This is a genomic window from Nocardioides sp. Root140 (assembly GCF_001426745.1).
Taxonomy (GTDB): Bacteria; Actinomycetota; Actinomycetes; order Propionibacteriales; family Nocardioidaceae; genus Nocardioides.
This window is the reverse complement of record NZ_LMFI01000011.1, coordinates 124,886-143,883: the sequence shown is the minus strand read 5'-3', so window position 1 is coordinate 143,883 and position 18,998 is coordinate 124,886. Positions and strand designations below refer to the sequence as shown.

The 18,998-nt window shown below is 69.9% G+C and carries 16 protein-coding genes and 1 pseudogene; 7 read left to right on the top strand and 10 right to left on the bottom strand.

Annotated elements, in window-relative coordinates; all coding sequences use genetic code 11:
- Positions 1-32 precede the first annotated feature (32 nt).
- Together ASD30_RS19255 and ASD30_RS19250 are read right to left on the bottom strand one after the other, a co-directional pair.
- Entirely contained in the window at positions 33-944 is a 912-nt protein-coding gene (locus ASD30_RS19255; protein WP_056685628.1) for a DUF559 domain-containing protein, read from the bottom strand.
- A gap of 162 nt (positions 945-1,106) precedes the next feature.
- Entirely contained in the window at positions 1,107-1,652 is a 546-nt protein-coding gene (locus ASD30_RS19250; protein WP_056685625.1) for a hypothetical protein, read from the bottom strand.
- A gap of 102 nt (positions 1,653-1,754) precedes the next feature.
- On the opposite strand from ASD30_RS19250, the gene ASD30_RS19245 reads away from it, so the two are divergent.
- From ASD30_RS19245 to ASD30_RS19230, 4 genes are all read left to right on the top strand, one after another.
- A complete protein-coding gene (locus tag ASD30_RS19245) occupies positions 1,755-2,909 on the top strand; it encodes an acyl-CoA dehydrogenase family protein (protein ID WP_056685622.1) in 1,155 nt (384 codons plus the stop codon).
- A 9-nt stretch (positions 2,910-2,918) separates the two neighbouring features.
- Positions 2,919-4,043: an acyl-CoA dehydrogenase family protein gene (locus tag ASD30_RS19240; RefSeq protein WP_056685619.1), complete on the top strand. Its 1,125-nt coding sequence runs from the start codon at positions 2,919-2,921 to the stop codon at positions 4,041-4,043.
- A 117-nt stretch (positions 4,044-4,160) separates the two neighbouring features.
- Positions 4,161-5,273, top strand: a complete 1,113-nt coding sequence (locus tag ASD30_RS19235) for a flavin-containing monooxygenase (RefSeq protein ID WP_056685616.1) — start codon at positions 4,161-4,163, stop codon at positions 5,271-5,273.
- Positions 5,274-5,331: 58 nt separating this feature from the next.
- Positions 5,332-6,957, top strand: a complete 1,626-nt coding sequence (locus ASD30_RS19230) for a LuxR family transcriptional regulator (protein WP_056685613.1) — start codon at positions 5,332-5,334, stop codon at positions 6,955-6,957.
- A 2-nt stretch (positions 6,958-6,959) separates the two neighbouring features.
- On the opposite strand, the gene ASD30_RS19225 is transcribed toward ASD30_RS19230, so the two are convergent.
- The 4 genes and pseudogenes from ASD30_RS19225 to ASD30_RS19210 form a co-directional block, all read right to left on the bottom strand.
- A complete protein-coding gene (locus tag ASD30_RS19225; protein WP_056685610.1) occupies positions 6,960-7,529 on the bottom strand; it encodes a DUF6318 family protein in 570 nt (189 codons plus the stop codon).
- 268 nt (positions 7,530-7,797) lie between these two features.
- Positions 7,798-9,480, bottom strand: a complete 1,683-nt coding sequence (mctP, locus tag ASD30_RS19220) for a monocarboxylate uptake permease MctP (RefSeq protein WP_235532635.1) — start codon at positions 9,478-9,480, stop codon at positions 7,798-7,800.
- Complete coding sequence (locus ASD30_RS19215; RefSeq protein ID WP_235532634.1) at positions 9,477-9,743, bottom strand: DUF3311 domain-containing protein; 267 nt, start codon at positions 9,741-9,743, stop codon at positions 9,477-9,479. Before ASD30_RS19215 ends, mctP begins: the two co-directional genes overlap by 4 nt.
- A 120-nt stretch (positions 9,744-9,863) precedes the next feature.
- Positions 9,864-11,413, bottom strand: a pseudogene (locus tag ASD30_RS19210) (alkaline phosphatase D family protein).
- A gap of 161 nt (positions 11,414-11,574) precedes the next feature.
- Between ASD30_RS19210 and ASD30_RS19205 the strand changes: the two are divergent.
- Together ASD30_RS19205 and ASD30_RS19200 are read left to right on the top strand one after the other, a co-directional pair.
- On the top strand, positions 11,575-12,060 hold the full coding sequence (locus tag ASD30_RS19205; protein ID WP_056685607.1) for a PGPGW domain-containing protein: 486 nt from the start codon (positions 11,575-11,577) through the stop codon (positions 12,058-12,060).
- Between the two features lie 106 nt (positions 12,061-12,166).
- The gene (locus tag ASD30_RS19200; protein WP_235532633.1) at positions 12,167-13,234 is read left to right on the top strand and encodes a class I SAM-dependent methyltransferase; all 1,068 of its coding nucleotides are present in this window, start codon (positions 12,167-12,169) and stop codon (positions 13,232-13,234) included.
- On the opposite strand, the gene ASD30_RS19195 is transcribed toward ASD30_RS19200, so the two are convergent.
- The gene (locus ASD30_RS19195; RefSeq protein ID WP_056685604.1) at positions 13,231-14,892 is read right to left on the bottom strand and encodes a nuclease-related domain-containing DEAD/DEAH box helicase; all 1,662 of its coding nucleotides are present in this window, start codon (positions 14,890-14,892) and stop codon (positions 13,231-13,233) included. The two genes, ASD30_RS19200 and ASD30_RS19195, sit on opposite strands and share 4 nt — an antisense overlap.
- A gap of 109 nt (positions 14,893-15,001) precedes the next feature.
- Here ASD30_RS19195 and ASD30_RS19190 point away from each other — a divergent pair, with 109 nt between their 5' ends.
- Positions 15,002-16,459, top strand: a complete 1,458-nt coding sequence (locus ASD30_RS19190) for a hypothetical protein (protein WP_156393716.1) — start codon at positions 15,002-15,004, stop codon at positions 16,457-16,459.
- Positions 16,460-16,480: 21 nt separating this feature from the next.
- On the opposite strand, the gene ASD30_RS28010 is transcribed toward ASD30_RS19190, so the two are convergent.
- The 3 genes from ASD30_RS28010 to ASD30_RS19175 form a co-directional block, all read right to left on the bottom strand.
- Positions 16,481-17,083 carry an HNH endonuclease gene (locus ASD30_RS28010; protein WP_442938256.1) on the bottom strand — a complete coding sequence of 201 codons (603 nt, stop codon included), beginning with the start codon at positions 17,081-17,083 and terminating at the stop codon, positions 16,481-16,483.
- A gap of 7 nt (positions 17,084-17,090) precedes the next feature.
- Positions 17,091-17,434, bottom strand: a 344-nt coding sequence (locus ASD30_RS28005; RefSeq protein ID WP_442938252.1) for a DUF222 domain-containing protein, incomplete at its 3' end; no start/stop codon positions are given.
- Positions 17,435-18,384: 950 nt separating this feature from the next.
- Positions 18,385-18,963, bottom strand: a complete 579-nt coding sequence (locus ASD30_RS19175; protein ID WP_056685591.1) for a 1-acyl-sn-glycerol-3-phosphate acyltransferase — start codon at positions 18,961-18,963, stop codon at positions 18,385-18,387.
- Positions 18,964-18,998 lie beyond the last annotated feature (35 nt).

Here is an 18,998-nt window from a genome sequence, read left to right as displayed (position 1 = left end):
CACCGGGCCGAACTGCACGTCGCACGGGCCGCCTACCCGGCGCTGCGATGGCCCAGGCGGCTCTCCCGTACGGCGACCGCCCGAATCAGCTCGTCCCGGACCCAGTCCGGCTTGAGCATGACGTCCTCCCAGACGAAGCGGACCACCATCCAGTTGTCGACGACCAACCACGTGTAGAGGCGGGTGTCTGCCCGGAACATCTCCTTGCTCCCGTGGAAGGCGTAGGACTCCGCCTCGATCACGATCCTCAGGTCCGTGTCGGCCAGGTCGACCCGGTGTTGCCCGATCACCACCTGCGGCGTCACGGTGAGGCCAGGAACGCTGCGCGCGATGTGCCGCAGGCACGTCTCGAACGCGGTCGCGGCCCGGCCGTCGCCGAGTTCGATGACGCCGCGCACCCGACTACGGCAGGACCGCGGAAGCTCATCGGCGCGGGCCAACAGGTCGTCCCGCAGGACACCACGGCGCAGGGCGGCATCCACCACACACAGGGCGTCCACCTCCGGGAGGTCGCGGCAGCAGTCGAGCACGGTCTGCACCAGCGACGTCACCCGGCCGCCCGCGGCACCCCGCGTCACCGACGCAACGTCGACCACGCTGCCCTGCGAGAGGTCGCGCCACTTGAGGTCGACACCGACGCGACGTCCGGGTTCGACACGCCTGTTGCGGGCAACGGTGACCACCGGCGTGACCTCCTCACCGGGCACGAGCCGCAGATTGAGTCCCCAGAACTGGGCAGCGCTCCGACCGGAGACCACACCGCTGAGCCGGTGGGCCTCGCGCCACGCCGCCTCAAGGCCGGGGACGGCGTACCGCCCCTTGCCGACCGCCACGATCCGCTCGCGGGAGACCGCCTTCGCCAGGCTGCGCTTGGTGCAGTGCTTGCGCAACTCACCCGAGCTGGCGATGCCCCCGAGCTGACGAAGGACGTAGAGCGGATCCACCCGCCCAGTCTCGTCGCCAGCCGGCTCAGGCGCGAACCGTTCTCCACAGGCCCATGGGCGGACCGTTCGACATGCAGTTCGCCTGATTCGGGACACAGCCAGGCGTAACGGCTCGTACTGAGACCCGAACTGCATGTTGCACGGTCCGTCAGCCTGCCAGCCTCAGTGCTCGTGGGCCGCGCGTGTCCCGAGCATGACGCCCCAGCCGATGACGGCGACGCAGAGGCACACCTGCGCCGGGACCACGAGCACGAGCACGATCCCCAGGGAGTCCGCCGACGAGAGTGCGAATGCGGCGACCAGTGCGAGGAAGATGCCGGCGACGAAGAGGAAGGTCAGCGTCGACTGGGCCCCACCTCGCTCGGGCAACGGCAGCCCGCGTGGTGCGACCGACCGCTCCCGGCGTACGACGAGGAAGGCGGCGCGTTCGTCCTGCCCCGCGAACCCGAAGCGGTAGGCCTCGCCGCCGGAGCGCAGCACCATGAGGTCGCGCTCGCCCAGGGGCACGGCGTCGTCGAGCGCCGCCCACGGCATGGTCCAGGTGCTGCTCGCGAAGCGCCACACGGCTCCCCCGCCGGTCGCGACCAGCAGTCCGGACTGTCCGTCCATCGTCACCACCCACGCGCGGGCGTCGTCGTCCCAGCCGGACCGGGCGTCGCGCACCACGGCGTCGGGGACGTTGCTGAGGTCGAGCTCGTCGAGGTTCACCTCCGCTTCCTTCCCCGCGCCGACGTCACCCAATCCCTCGCGCTCCCTTGACCCAACGGACATGATGGAGCCCGTCAGGGACGCACATGCGAGAGGTGACCGATGCAGCTGAAGTTGTCCGAGGAGGATGCCGCGTTCCGTGAGGAGCTGCGCACCTACTTCACCACCAAGATCCCCCAGGAGATCCGCGACGCCGTCGCCGCGCGGCACGAGCTCACCAAGGAGCAGATCGTCGAGGCCCAGCGGATCCTCAACGCCGGCGGGTACGCCGTGCCGCACTGGCCCGTCGAGTGGGGCGGCCGCGGCTGGACCGAGCTGCAGCGCCACATCTGGCACGAGGAGCTGCAGCGCGCCTGCGTCCCGATCCCGCTGGCCTTCAACGCCTCGATGGTCGGCCCGGTGATCGCCGCGTTCGGATCGCAGGAGCAGAAGGAGAAGTTCCTCCCCAAGACGGCGAACCTCGACATCTGGTGGTCGCAGGGCTTCTCCGAGCCCGACGCGGGCTCCGACCTGGCGTCGCTGCGTACGACGGCCGTCCGCGACGGCGACGACTTCATCGTCAACGGGCAGAAGACGTGGACCACGCTCGGCCAGTACGGCGACTGGATCTTCTGCCTGGTCCGCACCGACCCGGACGCGAAGAAGCAGGCCGGCATCTCGTTCCTGCTGATCGACATGACCACGCCGGGTCTGACCGTGCGGCCGATCGAGCTGATCGACGGCGGCCACGAGGTCAACGAGGTCTGGTTCGAGGACGTGCGGGTGCCGGCAGAGAACCTGGTCGGCGAGCTCAACCACGGCTGGGACTACGCCAAGTTCCTGCTCGGCAACGAGCGCGTCGGCGTCGCCCCCGTGGGCGCCACCAAGCGGGTGCTGGCCAACGCCAAGAAGTGGGCCGGCGACCAGCTGTCCGACCCGCTGGTGGCCAGCCGCATCGTCGAGCTCGAGAACGAGCTGCTCGCCCTGGAGCTGACCGCCCTGCGGGTCGCGGCCAACTCCGCCGACGGCAAGCCGCACCCGGCCTCCTCGGTGCTGAAGCTGAAGGGCACCGAGCTGCAGCAGGCAGTCAGCGAGCTCGTCGTCGACCTGGCCGGCTCGGCGTCCCTGGCCTCGGGCGCCGCCGACGACGCCACCGACCTCGACTTCTGGACCCGCCGGTCGACCCCGGCCTACCTCAACCTGCGCAAGGCCTCGATCTACGGCGGATCCAACGAGATCCAGCGGCAGATCATCTCGCGCACGATCCTGGGACTGTGAGGAGCTGACATGGACTTCACCTACGACGACGAACAGCAGGCCCTGCGTGACGCCGTACGCGGACTGGTCGGCAAGAAGTACGCCGACTTCGAGAACCGGCGCCGTACGGTCGCCGACGACCCGGGCTTCGACGAGGACCTCTGGAAGGCGCTCGCCGAGATGGGCATCCTCGGGCTCCCGTTCGACGAGGAGGACGGCGGCACCGGCGCCGGCCCGGTCGAGACCTCGATCGTGGCCCAGGAGCTCGGCCGGGTCCTGGCACCCGAGCCATTCCTGTCCTCGGTCGTGCTGGCCGGCGGACTGGTCGCGATGGCCGGCTCCGACGAGCAGCGGGCCGAGGTGCTCGGCGCACTGTCGGCCGGCGAGATCGTGCTCGCCTTCGCCCACGACGAGCTAACCGGCACCGAGACGCGGGCGGTCACCGCCACCGAGTCTGGCGACGGCTGGTCCCTGACCGGTGTCAAGGAGCCCGTGCTGCACGGCGCCCGCGCCGATCGTCTCGTGGTCAGTGCCGCGCTTCCTGAAGGCGGCACCGGGCTGTTCCTGGTGGACGGGTCCGCGACGACCCGCACCGGCTATGCGACGTACGACGGGGGTCGGGCGGCGCGGGTCACCTTCGACGCCACGCCCGCAGTCGCCCTGGGCGAAGGCGACCAGAGCACCGTCATCGCACTGGTCCTCGACGGCACCCGCGTGATGGCCGGCAACCAGGCCGTCGGCGCGATGGAGGTGGCGCTCGAGACCACGACGGCGTACCTCAAGAGCCGCAAGCAGTTCGGCGTCACGCTGAACACGTTCCAGGCGCTGAACTTCCGGGCGGCCGACATGTACGTCTCGCTCGAGCTGACCAAGAGCATCGTGGCGTGGGCGACGATGGTGCTGGCCGAGGGCACACCCGAGGAGGTCACCGACGCCGCGGCCCGGGCGTCGCTCCAGGTCAGTCGCGCGGGCCGGCACGTCGGCCAGGAGGCGATCCAGCTGCACGGTGGCATCGGCATGACCGCGGAGTACTCCGTGGGCAGCTACACCAGCCATCTCACCGCGCTCGACCACATGTTCGGCGACGGCAACCACCACGTCCGCGCGCTGGCCTCCCGGGTCGGCGACTACGACGAGGTCGACCCGCTGGCCTGACCCGGCTGCCCGATGGGTGGATGCACCCATCGGGCAGCTGCGCGGATGGGTCATCCGCCCGACGCGGAAAGAGGTCGCTCGTTCCTAGCGTGGAGCTCCCGAACCACTGGAGGAGCCATGCACACCACGCACATCGAGACCGTCATCATCGGCGCCGGCCAAGCCGGACTCGCCACCGGCCACCACCTGCAACGCGCCGGCCGGAAGTTCGTGATCCTCGACGCCGCGAGCCGGGTCGGGGACCAGTGGCGGCGGCAGTGGGACACCCTGCGGCTCTACTCCCCCGCGAAGTACGACGGCCTGCCGGGAATGCCCTTCCCGGCCAGGCCGTGGTCGTTCCCGGGCAAGGACGCGGTGGCCGACTACCTCGAGGCCTACGCCGCGAAGTTCTCCCTGCCGATCCGCTTCGACACCCGGGTCACGGGACTCGACCCGCACCCCGGCGGGGGCTACACGGTCACCACGGAACGTGACACCTTCACCTGTGACGACGTCGTCGTCGCCACCGGCACCTTCGGCCGTACGCCGCGACTTCCCGACTTCGCCGACCAGCTCGACCCGGGGATCCTGCAGTTGCACTCGAGTGAGTACCGCCGCCCGGGCCAGCTGCGCGACGGCCCGGTCCTGGTCGTGGGCGCCTCCCACTCCGGCACCGACATCGCCTACGAGGTCGCGCAGACCCACCCCACAATGCTGGCCGGGAGGGACTGCGGCCAGATCCCGATCCGCATCGAGAAGCCCGTCGGACGTGCGATGTTCCCGCTGATCGTCTTCGCGTGGCGCCACGTGCTCACCCGGCGTACGCCGATCGGGCGCAAGCTGATGCCCGAGGTCCGGTTCCACGGCGGCCCGATGATCCGGGTCAAGCGGTCCGACCTGGCCGCCCGCGGGGTCGAGCGCGCCACCGACCGGGTGACCGGCGTTCGCGACGGACTGCCGGTGGTCGGCGACGAGGTGAAGGACGTGGCGAACGTCGTGTGGGCGACCGGCTTTCGGCAGACCCTCGAGTGGATCCACCTGCCGATCCTCGGCGACGACGGCTGGCCCACCGAGATGCGCGGCGTCGTCGAGAAGGCGCCCGGCCTGTTCTTCTGCGGCCTGGCCTTCCAGTTCGCGTTCAGCTCGATGGTGCTCCCCGGGGTGGGCCGCGACGCCGAGTTCCTGGCCCGCCAGATCGTGCGCCGCGCCGCACAGCCGCAGAGGGCACCGCGCCCGGCCCGTGCAGCCTGAGCGAACCGGCGCGCCCGGCCCCGATCCCGCCGTATGCTCGCACGAGGAGGTTCGCGCGATGGGCGTGGTCGACGATCTGGTGCGCGCTCGGGAGACCTTCGAGCGCGGTGACTGGGCGGCCGCGTTCGAGGCCTGGACCACGGTCGCGCCCGACGCGTTGGCACCGGAGGACCTCGCCGAGTTCGCCACGGCAGCGTTCCTGCTGGGCCGGCGCGAGGTCGCCGTACAAGCGCTGCAACGGGCGTTCGGACTGCAGGTCGCAGCCGACGACACGCGCGCTGCGGTGCTCACGGCGTTCCGGCTCTGCATGACCTTCGACACCGGTGGGGAGCACCAGGTGGCCGCCGGTTGGGCGGCCCGCGCGCAACGCCTCGTCGAGCAGGTCGACGGTGAGGCCGTCGAGCGGGGCTACGTCGCGTACCTGCAGATGCACCAACGGATCGCCACCGCCGACTGGGCCGGCGCCGCCCTGTTGGCGGAGTCGGTGGTCGAGCACGGACGCCGGCACGGCGACCCGGACCTCACCGCGATCGGGCTCGCCTCCCTCGGCCGCCTGTCGATCTACTCCGGCCGGGTTCCCGAGGGGCTGGCCCTCTTCGACGAGGCGATGGTCGGAGTGGCCTCCGGCGAGGTCGGTCCGATCTTCGCCGGCAACGTCTACTGCGTGATGGTCGAGGGCTGCCAGGAGATCTCGGACCTCGGCCGCGCGTCGGCCTGGACCGCCGCCCTCACCCGCTGGTGCGCGGCGCAGCCGGGGCTCGTCACGTTCACCGGCCAGTGCGCCGTCCACCGTGGCCAGATCATGCGGCTGCACGGCGACTTCGCCCGCGCGATCGAGGAGTACGACGCTGCGGTCGAGCGCTACCTGGCGGCGGACACCCCAGAGGCCGCCGGACTTGCGCTGGCCGAACGCGGCGACGTCCTGCGGATCATGGGCGACCTCGACGCAGCGGAGGCCAGCTATGACCGCGCCGCCGACCGCGGGTTCGAACCCCAGCCCGGGTTGGCGTTGCTGTGGTCGGCCCGCGGCCGGGACGAAGCGGCCTCCGCGGCGATCCGCAGGCTGCTGGCCGAGACGCCGGACCCGGTGCACCGGTCACGGCTCCTCGAGGCCGCCGTCGAGATCCTGCTGGGCACCGACCCGGAGGAAGCACGCGGGCTCGCCGTCGAGCTCGAGCAGGTCGCCGCCGACTTCGGGTGCGAGGGCCTGCAGGCGATGGCGGCCCACTGCCTCGGCCGGGTCGAGCGGGCGGCCGGCGACGCGTCGGGCGCGTTGCCCTACCTGCGCAAGGCCGCCGCCCTGTGGGGCGCGATCAACTGTCCCTACGAGGTGGCGCGGGTCGACGTGCAGGTCGGCCTCGCGCTGCGTCAGCTCGGGGACGTCGAGAGCGCCACGCGCGCACTCACCCACGCCCGGCGTACGTTCGTCGAGCTCGGTGCGCGTGACGCCGCGGAGACGACGGCACGACTGCTCGAGCCGGCCGGCCGGCCGGACGGCCTCACCGGCCGGGAGGTCGAGGTGCTGCGCCTGGTCGCCGCCGGTCGCAGCAACGCCCAGATCGCCGCCGAGCTCGTGCTCAGCGAGAAGACGGTGGCCCGGCACCTCAGCAACATCTTCACCAAGGTGGCCGTGGGTTCACGCACCGCCGCGGCGGCGTACGCCTTCGAGCACCACCTGGTGTGAGGTCAGCGCCGCCTGCGCCTCTCCTTGACCTTGTCCTTCGTGCCGTCGCGCTTGTCCTTCACCGGCACGAGCTCCAGCGACTGCACCCGCCAGGTGCGCTTGTGCCGCACGAGGGTGAACCTGATCGGCGCCACCCCCGGCTTGATCTTCTCGACCTGTCCCTTGCCCCGCTTGATCTTCACCGGGTAGCGGATCACGAAGAACTTCACCTTCGCGGTCTTCTCGCGCTTGTGCAGTCGCACCTCCATCGGCACACTCTCGATGCCCAGCGAGGTGACCTTCGCCTTGCCCTCGTGCGCGGCCTCCATGGCGTCGGCCAGCGTCGCGCAGGCAACGCAGTCCGGCGTGCTCAGGTCGCGGACGATCTTCGTCCTCCCCGTCCGCAGGCCGTAGTTGTAGGCGTCGATCCAGTAGCCGACGAAGTACTTCGCACCCGACTCGGTCATGCTCATGTTCTTCGGGATGGGCGGCGGTCCGCCGGGCTTGGGTACGTCGACCCGACTGTCGACCTTCGCGCCGGTCTGCGGCGGGTCCTCCGCGCAGGCCGAGGTCCCGAGGAACAGGGCGAGCACGAGCGCGCCTGCCCGGAGTCGGTGCTGTCGGCGCTGTCGTCGACCGGGAGCCATCACTGCCTTTCGTCGGGGTGACTGTCCCCCCGACCAACGCGTCAACCGGCCTCGGGTCACGCCGGCACCGCGGCTGGCGGAATGTTCACTTCGACATGCAGTTCAGCGATACCGGGACCGATCCCACGCTGGGCGGCCCGCGCGTGGGACGAACTGTATGTCGAAGTGAACTCCTGCTCCTGTGTCGCCGTCAGAGACAGGCGGGAACCGGTCCTCAGAGCTCCTCGGCACCCAGCGTCTTCGGGTTCTCCGCCAGGTCCTTGCGCACCCGCGGGTCGTCGGCGTCGGCGTGGTAGTCGTACGCCGTGGTCTCGTCGGTGCCGTTGTCGACCTTGCCGGCCCGCAGCAGGACCGTCGCGGCCACCGTGACCAGGAGGTTGAGCACGAACGCGGTCAGCGCGATGTAGCCCAGGTCTCCGATCACCGGCATCACGTCGAGCGATCCACCGAAGTGCTTGCCGGTCGCCGGGTTGACCACCTGGTAGGCCTGGACCGTGCCGTAGACCATGCCGACCGCCCAGCCGAGCAGCAGCGCCCACTTGTGGAACCAGCGCGTGTAGAGGCTGAACACCACCGCCGGGAAGGTCTGCAGGATCCAGATGCCGCCCAGCAGTTGGAAGTTGATCGCGTTCTGCTTGTCCATCGTGAAGACGAAGACCAGCGCGAACGCCTTGACCAGCAACGACATCAGCTTGGAGACCTTGGCCTCCTGCTTGTCGGTCGCCCGTGGGTTGATCCACTCCTTGTAGATGTTGCGGGTGAAGGTGTTGGCCGCCGCGATCGACATGATCGCCGCCGGCACGAGCGCCCCGATCGCGATCGCCGCGAACGCGACCCCCGCGAACCAGGCCGGGAACGCGTCCTCGAACAGCTGCGGGATCACCAGCTGCGCATTGGGTTCGCCGTCCAGGCCGACCGGCTTGGTGCCGGCCGCGATCGCCACCCAGCCGAGCAGGGCGAGCAGCCCGAGCACGAAGCTGTACGCCGGCAGGATGGCCGCGTTGCGACGGATCGTGTTGCGACTGCTCGACGAGAGCGACGCGGTGATCGAGTGGGGGTACATGAACAGGGCGAGCGCAGACCCGAGCCCGAGCGTCGCGTAGGCCCACATCTGGCCGTCACCGGGCACGAACGAGCCGGTCGGCTTGCCGGTGGTCTCGCTGGTGGCCGCCATCTTGTCCTCGGCGGCACCGAAGATGTGCTCCCAACCGCCGAACTTCGTGGGCAGGTAGATGATCGCCACGATGATCACGAGGTAGATCAGGGCGTCCTTGACGAACGCGATCATCGCCGGCGCCCGCAGGCCCGACGTGTAGGTGTAGGCGGCCAGGATCACGAACGCGACCAGCAGCGGCAGGTCGGCGGCCAGCCAGTTGTCGCCGCCACCGACACCGGCCACCTCGAGCACGGCCTGGATGCCGACGAGCTGCAGCGCGATGTAGGGCATCGTGGCCAGGAAGCCGGTGACCGCGATCGCCAGCGACAGCTCGCGTGAGCCGTAGCGCCCACGCACGAAGTCGGCGCTGGTGACGTAGCCGTGCCGGTGGCTGACCGACCACAGCCTGGCCATGAAGACGAAGATGATCGGGTAGAGCACGATCGTGTAGGGCACCGCGAAGAAGCCGGCCACCGAGCCGGTCGCGAACATCGCCGCCGGCACCGCCACGAACGTGTACGCCGTGTAGAGGTCGCCGCCGAGCAGGAACCAGGTGACCCAGGTGCCGAACCGGCGTCCACCGAGGCCCCACTCGTCGAGCGAGTCGAGGTTGTCACCGCGGCGGAACCGGGCGGCACTGAAGCCGAGCACGGTCACCACGAGGAACAGGATGATCAGCACGGCGAGGGCGACGCCGTTGACTCCGGTGTCGGCCGCCATCACGGTCACGTCCGCGCTCACTTCAGCACCTTCCCGCTCTGGCCGCGTGCCGCGAGCACCAGGCGGTGCGCGGAGTAGGTCATCGCGGAGCAGAGGAAGACCCAGACGAACTGGTACCAGAAGAAGAACGGGATGCCCCAGAGGCGGGGCTCGATCTTCGCGTAGCTGCCGACCCACATCAGGGCGACGACCGGGATGAGGAGGAGCACTCCTGCGGCGACGAGCATGAACTTGTTGGCGGGCGGGACGACGCGCGTCTCCCCGGAATCCGATCCGAGTGGCATGTGACCGACGTTACTCACATCGGACGTGGGGTGTCACACACGCATTTCCGTGGAGCGCCCGACGGTAGGTCCGACGGGACGAACGGTCGGTGCCTCAGCGCTCGTGGGCGGCCGGTGCGCTCAGGCCGGCTCGAGGTCCTTGCTCCACAGCACCGCGCCGGTGATGTCGCGCAGGCTCATCGTGAGGAGTCCGTCCCGGTCGATCTCGGCGTGGCCGAAGAACTGGTGACCGGCCCGCGGCGACTCGTTGGGAGTGTCGGCGTGGGCGGAGAACACCACCTCGGGTCCGAAGGTCGCGTCCATCTCGTTGGGCCCGAAGGTGCCGGCCGCGATCGGACCTGCCACGAACTCCCAGAACGGGTCGAAGTCGGTGAACGCGGCCCGCGACGGGTCGTAGTGGTGGGCCGCGCAGTAGTGCACGTCGGCGGTGATCCAGACGACGTTCTTGATGCCGTGCCGCTTGAACGCGGAGAGCACCTCCGCGATCTCGAGCTCCTTGCCGAGTGGTGCGCCGGGATCGCGGTTCGAGAGGCTCTCCTGGTTCACCGGCCCGTCGGGGACGACGATCCCCAGCGGCAGGTCCGCGGAGATCACCTTCCAGGTCGCCTTCGAGCGGCGTACCTCCCTGATCAGCCAGTCGACCTGCTCCTCACCGAGGATGCGGGTGCGCTCCTTCTCGAGGCCGGGGTGTTCTCGTCCTTGAACGTGCGCATGTCGAGGCAGAACACGTCGAGCTGCGGCCCGCGTTCGACCTTGCGGTAGATGCGGGCCGGGGCGAAGCCGTGGTCGCGTCGGTGCGCCCGGGCATCCGCGATCGGCATGTACTCCTGCCAGGCCTGGCGTGCCCGCGCAGCGAGTACGTCGACGGAGCGTTCCTGCGTGTAGCGCGGGTCCTCGAGAACCTCGCCGGGCCACCAGTTGTTGGTCGTCTCGTGGTCGTCCCACTGCGCGATCACCGGCACGTCGGCGTACATCGCCCGCACGTTGTGGTCGAGCAGGTTGTAGTTGTGCCGGCCGCGGAACTCGGTGAGCGTCTCGGCGACCTTGCTGACCTCCTCGGTGACCAGGTTGCGCCAGACCTGACCATCGGGCTCGACCACCTCCGCGACCATCGGGCCGTCGGCGTAGATGGTGTCGCCGGCGTGGATGAAGAAGTCGGGCCGGGTCTCGTGCATCGCGCGGTAGCCGAGCAGCCCGCCGAGCTCCTCGTTGATCCCCCAGCCCTGGCCGCAGGTGTCGCCGGTCCACACGAAGCTCGTGCGCGCCGGGTGCACTGCCGCGGTCGAGAACCTCGCTGTCTGTCGCTCCCCGAGGTTGCCGTCGCCGTCCTCGAAGGCCAGCTCCACGGCGTACTCCCGGCCCGGCGCCAGCCCGTCCAGCGCGATCTTGGCGGTGAAGTCGGTCTCCGCGGTGGCCCAGGGCCCGCGCACCACGCGGGTGCTCCGGCCACTGCCGACTCGCGCGACGAGGCGGCCCGGTCGGGAGGCCCGCGCCCACGTGACCGCGGACCGGGTGGTCACGTCGCCGGTCTGGACGCCGGAGGTGAGATCGATGCGGCCACGCACCAGGGCGGGCGACGCGAGGGCCGGGCCGGCGCCCAGCGCGACGACGCCTCCCGCGCCGACCTGGAGGAGCGTACGACGGTCGAGGTGCCTGCCCAGTTGAGTCATGGCCTCAGCCAAGCGCGACGGAATGGCCGTGGGGTGACGTGCAGGTGACAGGTTTGGCGGCGACGCGTTCGGGTCACAACAGCAGGCATGTCGCCGAGCCCACCCACCCGTTCGCCGGGTTCTGCCAGACACCGCTTGGTCCATCTGACAGGCTGCACCTCGTGACCTGGGGAGCCGCCGCGACGAAACGAATCCTGCTCGAGATCGTGGGTTGGACGCTGGTGCTTGCCGGCATCGCGGCCCTGGTCCTGCCCGGCCCCGGGCTGGTCCTCCTGTTCTGCGGACTCCTCGTGCTCTCGCAACAGTACGAATGGGCCGAGCGCCGCCTCGAGCCAGTCGAACGCCGGGCCATGCAGGCTGCTGCCGAGGGCGTCCGGACCTGGCCTCGCATCATCGGCTCGACACTGGGCGCGCTCTGGCTCGTCGGCATCGGCATCTACTGGATCGTCTCGCCGCCGGCACCGGACTGGTGGCCGGTCCCCGACCGCTGGTGGCTCTTCGGCGGCCTGGGCACCGGCATCACCCTGGTGCTCTCCGGAATCCTGGCCTTCGGCCTGCTGATCTACAGCTACCGCCGGTTCCGCGGACAGGTGATGAGCGGCATGACGGCCGAGCAGGCCGTCGCCAGCACCGAAGAGGACGATTGACAACTTCCCCGGATTTGGGGTCTCCCGGCAGGTCCCTGCCGACATAGCGTCGTGGTGTCCGGCGCCGGTGGACAGAGGGTGCACGCGCGTCCGGCTGGGAGAACATGTGAACACCGAAGAACTGGGCGACCGCCTCTTCGCGTCCTTGCTGGGCTGCCTGGACATCATGAGCGTGTACGTCGGCGACCGCTTCGGGCTCTACCGCCTGCTGCGGCCCGGCGCGCTGACCTCCCACGAGCTCGCGGCCGCGTCCGGGATGCATCCCCGCTACACGCAGGAGTGGCTGGAGCAGCAGTGCGTGGCCGGCTTCGTCGCGGTCGACGATGCGGGCGCGGATCCCGCCGTACGCCGCTACGGCCTGCCGCCCGGCCACGTGCCGGTCTTCGCCGACCCGGACAGCGAGGCCTACTTCACCGCGTTCGCCCGACTGGCGGCGGCGGCCGTGGCCCAGATGCCCGCCCTGCTCGAGGCCTACCGGACCGGAGGCGGTGTCGGGTGGGCCGAGTTCGGCGCCCAGATGCGCACCGCGCAGGCCGAGGGAAACCGGCCGCTCTACCTCCACTCGCTGGGCCGCGACTGGCTGCCGGCCGTACCGGAGATCCACGCCGCCCTCGGCCGCGGTGGCGCCGTGGCCGACATCGGGTGCGGCGAGGGGTGGTCCTCCATCGGGATGGCGTTGGCCTACCCGAAGGCCGTCGTCCACGGCTATGACGTCGACGAGGCCTCGGTCCTCGCGGCCACCGAGCACGCACGGTCGTACGGCGTCGACGGCCGGGTCACCTTCCACCACAGGGACCTGGTCTCCCAGCCCCTGGGCATGACCTACGACGTGGTGACCGCGTTCGAGTGCATCCACGACCTGCCTGATCCGGTCGCGGTCCTGGCTGCGGCCCGCGAGATCCTGGCGCCCGGCGGGACGGTGCTGGTCATGGACGAGCGGGTGCCCGAGGCGTTCAACGGGCCGGGCGACCCGGTCGAGCACCTGATGTACAACTTCTCGATGTTCGTCTGCCTGCCCGACAGCATGTCGCACACGGACTCGGTGGCGACCGGCACCGTGATGCGTCCGGCGACACTCGAGCGCTATGCGCGTGAGGCCGGGTTCAAGGGGGCCGAGGTGCTGCCGATCGAGAACGACATGTTCCGCTTCTACCGGCTGCCGAGCGCCGACTAGACGAGCTGGACACCCAGTCGGCGGGCCACCGCGTCACCGCCGACCTCGCGGATCACCGCCGGGTCCCCGACGACCACCAGGGCGTCGGTGGCCCGCGACATCCCGACGTACAACCGCTCGCGGGCGCGCTCGCGCACCTCGGGTTCGTTGACGCAGAGCACGACCGCCTTCCGCTCGAGGCCCTTGCACCCCAGCACGTGGCCGTAGAAGACCTCGTCGGGGTCCCAGAAGGATCGCCAGTAGCCGTCCTGGTCGTGGAAGTCGGTGCGCTCGACCTGGATCGGGTGTCGCTTGCCGGTGGTCAGCAGCATGATGTTCGCCGGCTTCCAGCCCTCGTCGAGCATCTGGTCGACCACGTCGTCCGCAGTGCCGATCGAGTCGTCGGCACTGGCGGCCACGAAGCGCACGTCGGGCCCGTCTCCGCCGCTGGCGTACATGCGTGAGGGAGCCAGCGGGCCGAACGAGTCGTGGATCTGCCGGGTGTTGCGCAGGTTGTGGTCGAGCACCAGCGGCACCAGTTGCACGGGCGGCCGGCCGAACCTGGCGAAGATGCGCTGGTTCTCGTCGGAGTAGACGTAGAGCCCGCCCTCCTCCTCGTCGCGCAGCGCCTTGAGCACCGGGCGCCACCACGTGTCGGCGAAGTCCTGCGCCTCGTCGACGATGATCGCGTCGAACTTCGCACCGTCGTCAAGGCCCTCGGCGAGGTCGCCCATGAGCTGCGGGAGGTCGACCTCCCAGAAGTCGCTGTTGGTGCGGTCGCCTTCAGGGGCACCCCACTGCTTGCCGAAGTCGTGGAAGGTGCCCACGAATGCCGGCCGCTCCTTGCGGTTCCAGGTCGACACCTCGCGCTTGAGGTGCTCGGCGAGGCCGAGGGAGTAGCAGAGCACGGCGACCCGTTGTGCCTTGCGGTCGCCGCGTCCCCGGGTCAGCTGCTTGGCCTGCTGCAGGGCCAGCACGGTCTTGCCGCTGCCGGCGCCGCCGCGCACCTCGACCCGCTTGAGCAGCCGGGTCACCTGGAGGATCGAGGCCTGCTCCTGCGTCAGCCGGTCGACGGTGGCCGCACGGTCCTCGGCGTCCGCGTTGACGTCGTACGACGTGGGCAGCCGCCCGTTGAGGATGTCGACGATCGCCTCGATGTCGTCGTACGTCGGCGGGCGCTGCCCGTGCTGCATGTCGCGCGCGTTGGTGCGCAGCCGCTCGACGAGCGTCTTCATCGCAGCCTTGCCGTGCAGCGCCCAGTGCGGCAGGTCCGGCACCTCGGCGTCGAGCTCGATGTCGGTGTACGGCGTGATCACACCATGGGCCCATGCGATCCGCTGCCGGCTTCCCCAACGCGGGTCGCGCTCGACGTACGTTCGCAGGGAGTACTTCGAGCCGCGGGCCTGGTCGACGGGGTGAATCTCGGCGGTGCGCCCGCGCCGGGTGATCCACCACTTGTCGTCCTCGCGCCAGACGCTGCCGCCCTTGATCTCGAGCACCAGCGCGCCGAGGTCGGGCATCAGCACCAGCAGGTCGATCTCGTGGTCCTTGGTCTCGTCGGTCAACCGCCGGTTGGCCACGAGGACGTCGTCGTCACCGAGCGTGTCGCGCAGCAGCTCCCACACCTGCTGCTCGGAGGTGGTGGTGAAGACGGGGCTCTCGGGGATCAGGCGGACCATGCCCCGCACCTTGCCACGGGCGCAACGCACCGGTGGGTGGATTGGCATTTCGGACCGGGGCTGTGGATAACTTCCGCGCCGTTCGAGCGATCCGACCTAGCCTCCCGGCATGCGAATTCTTCTCGGGATCGTGCTCGCTCTCTGTTGTCTCTCGGCCTGCTCGAACGACGGCTCCGATGGCTCCGACGGACCGCCCGCAACTGAGGGCTCCGGTGTGACCGGGCTGTTCGTCGAGGGGCACGTCGAGAGGGCCTGGACCACCAGGCTCCGGGCGATCGGTCAACCCGTGGTGGTCGGCCGCACTGCCGTCGTACTCACCAGGGCTCCCCGCCACAGGCTGGCCATCGTCGGGCTCGACGCCGACAACGGACGACGCCTGTGGCGGCATCCGTTCCAGCCGAGCAACATCGCCACGGGCTACTACACGCGGCCCTTCGTGGGCACCTCGAAGTCCGGCCACAGGTTCGTCGTCTTCCAGCGACCCGACGACGTCGCGAGGTCTGACCAGTGGGCCGAACCCCTGGTGGCGGTGGCTCCGCGCTCGGGCAGAGTGGTCCACTCGACGGAGCCCGTCGACGTCACCGACGTGGTCGACACGTGCCTCGACGGCAAGGACATGTGCGTGGCGATCGTGCGCGACGGCGGCTCCGAACGCGTGCGGTTCCGTCTCGACAGGGGCGGTCTGCGGCCTGCCCACGACGGCGTCACGATCGGGTCGCGCATGCTTGCCGACGGTGGGCTCTACTCCAGCGGCGGCACTCCCGAGAGCTTCGGACGAGCACACGCAGGCAAGGTGCAGTGGGTGCGCAGACTGGCCGGGACCTTCGGTGCGGCCCACACCAGCGACCAAGGTTGGAGCCTGGCGTACGACGAGAAGGCCGGTGTCTTCTGGGGCAGCGTCGGCAGGACGTACACCTCCGACGACATCGACAGCCTGTGGCGCAACCGGCGACCGCTCAGCCCTTCCGACACGGGGGTGGTCGGCTTCGACGCGGCCACCGGAGAGGTGCTGTGGCGTCGGAAGACAGCCGACAACTACTGCGGCACCCAGGCGGACGACGACCTGCCGGTCCGTTGCTTCCACCTCGTGCGCTTCACGAAGTACGTTCCCGGCCAGTCGATCAGCGGGAAGGTCCGGCGCCTGCGCATGGAGGGCTTCGACGTGAAGACCGGCCGCACCACCTGGTCGGTGTCGGTCCGCGGCAAGGCTGCCGAGAACGCCAACGCCCAGAAGGGGCGAGTCGCGGGACGCATCACGAACCTGCATCTCAAGCAGGGTTGGCGAATCGTCTTCCTCACCGACGGCAGGACCCGGGCGGCCGAGCCGGGCGAGGTGTTCCTGTGCACCGGCAAGGTGACGACCTACGCCTATCACCTCGACGACGACGCGTCCGGCGTCCGACGCACCGGGGACTACTTGCGCTCGACCTGCACCGTGCGCGGCAAGCGGGTCTCGGGGGTTCCGTCGGTCTCCGCACTCACGTCGGGCGCGGCGGAGAAGGCGCCGGGCGCCACCTGGCTGGTGGCCACTGCCCGTGGGGTGACCGCCTACCGCATCACGCAGTGAGGATGGACCTGGCGACTGCGCTCAGGCGGCGTCGTCGATGAACTCGTACTCGGCGAGGAGGTCACTCGGGTCTTGTGGTTCGAGCACGGCCAGGTGGCGTGGCGGGTCGGCCCAGCCGGGCAGGGGTGGTGCGGTGGAGACGTAGGTGTGTCCCGTCGGGGTGGTCGTGGTGACTTGATGTCGCCCGTGGGGTGGGTGGTGGCCGGTGGCGGTCCAGCCGGGTGCTTGTTTGGCGTAGTTGCAGCCCTCGCACAGTCCTTGGAGGTCTTCCTCGACCGTCTGCCCGCCGTTGATGACGCCGGTGGCGTGGTCGATGTGTCTGATGGGTGCGTCGCAGAACAGGGTGCGGCAGATGCCGCCATCTCTGGTGCGGATGAGGTGGCTCAGTCCGTGGGGGACGATCCGGGACCTCGAGTCCATCGCCGTGAGGCCGCCGTGGGGTGAGGCGTACACCTTCCGCAACCAGGTCTGCAGCCCCGTCTTGGCTCCGGCTTCAAGTGCGGTGGCGACCAGAGGGCGGGCCAGGTCGGCGGGGATGGTGCCGTGTCCGTCGAGGTGCGCGGGGTCGTGACTGGTGCCGAGGAGCGTCTGGTCGGAGACCACCAGGTTGATCATCACCGGCACCGCCGGNTGGCGGGCCAGGTCGGCGGGGATGGTGCCGTGTCCGTCGAGGTGCGCGGGGTCGTGACTGGTGCCGAGGAGCGTCTGGTCGGAGACCACCAGGTTGATCATCACCGGCACCGCCGGGGCCTGGGTCTTGCCGGTGACACGTTCGACGAGGGTGTCGGCCATGATCTGCGCCCGGGTGCGTTCGTCACCACCGGCGATCAGGGTGTCGGCGGCCTTCTTCAACGCCGCATACACCTGCACGCCTTGCCCGACCGGGAGGTGGCCGGTGAGGTAGGTCATCGTGTCCGGTGCCGGACGGATGGTGACCCGGCGGTCCTTCTCCGCCTTCGCCCGCCGGTGGGCCACCGAGGCGGGGTCGAGATGGTGACCCGGCGGTCCTTCTCCGCCTTCGCCCGCCGGTGGGCCACCGAGGCGGGGTCGAGCTTCGCGGCCATTTTGCGGGCCTGGTCACCGACCTGTTTCTCCGACAGCTTCGCGACCTTCTCGAGGTCGCCGGCGATCTCCTTGTCGACCTTCGCGCGGTCGTCGACCTCGAGGCAGGCGGTCTCCTTGGCGAGGAGGGTGGCGGCCCATTCGGTGATCTGTNAGGTCGCCGGCGATCTCCTTGTCGACCTTCGCGCGGTCGTCGACCTCGAGGCAGGCGGTCTCCTTGGCGAGGAGGGTGGCGGCCCATTCGGTGATCTGTCCGGCCCGGAACGCGGCCCGGGTGTGCGGCAACTCTGCCCGAAGGAGCTTGGCGAGGCCGAGGTGTCGTTTCCCGCGGTAGGGCGACTCCCTGCGGGCGAGGGCGAGTTGTTCGGGGATGCCGCGGCCCTGGCGGCGCTTCCCGACCCCGGAGGCGGCGGCCTTGGCGCGCATCGACTGGTCGAAGTCGACCGAGAGCTCGGCCTGGGCGGCGGCGATGGCTGACTTGAGGGTCTCGAGGGCGCCGATGACGTCGATGCGGGCGTCGTCGTCGCTCACCGACTCGGAGACGTTCAGCAAGGCTTCTGTCCAGGCGGTCACTGTCGAGGCGTCCAGCACCACTCCAGGGGCCGCGGTGGGCTCCTGGGGCGGGGTGACTTNTCGGAGACGTTCAGCAAGGCTTCTGTCCAGGCGGTCACTGTCGAGGCGTCCAGCACCACTCCAGGGGCCGCGGTGGGCTCCTGGGGCGGGGTGACTTCGGATCCTTCGAACATGTGTTCGAGTCTATCGAGTTTCGTCAACCCTGGCAAGGGATTCTCGACATCTGTGGACAAGAAATCCCAGTCCCCGCAAGGACAGTTCAGTGGCCCGCGCCACGGCCAGTCCAGACGTCAGCTCTCGGGTGGCCCGGGTTCGTCGCGCAGCCGCGGTTCGACGCGTGACTCCGGGTTGAGGCCACGCTTGTCGGCGTAGAACGCACGGATCTTGTCCATGTCGCCGGCCACGTCATCGGTCATGTGCAACGTCGGACCGAAGCCGAGGGTGCGACTGGGTCCGTCGATGAAGCCGAACGACACCGGCAGTCCGGTCTGCCGGGCCAGTCGGTGGAACCCCGACTTCCAGTGGTCGGCGTGGCCCCGGGTGCCTTCGGCGGCGATGACGATGACGAACTTCTCGTCCTGCGCCGCCTCCTTCTCCAGCTCGGCGACCACCTCGGACGCGTTGGAGCGGTCGATGGCGATGCCACCGGTCGAACGCAGGATCCAGCCGACGGGGCCCTTGAACAGCTCCTGCTTGACCAGGACGCGCGGCGACACCTCCTGCGACCACAGCAGCACGAGCATCGCCACCCAGTCCCAGTTCGACGTGTGGGGGGCTCCGACCATGATCCCGCCGGGCGGCACCACGCCGACCGTGCGCCAGCGGGTCACCTTCAACGCGGCCCTGGCGATGCTGCGGCGGACGATCATGCGGTGGTCTCCATGGCTGAACAGTAGGGCGTCAC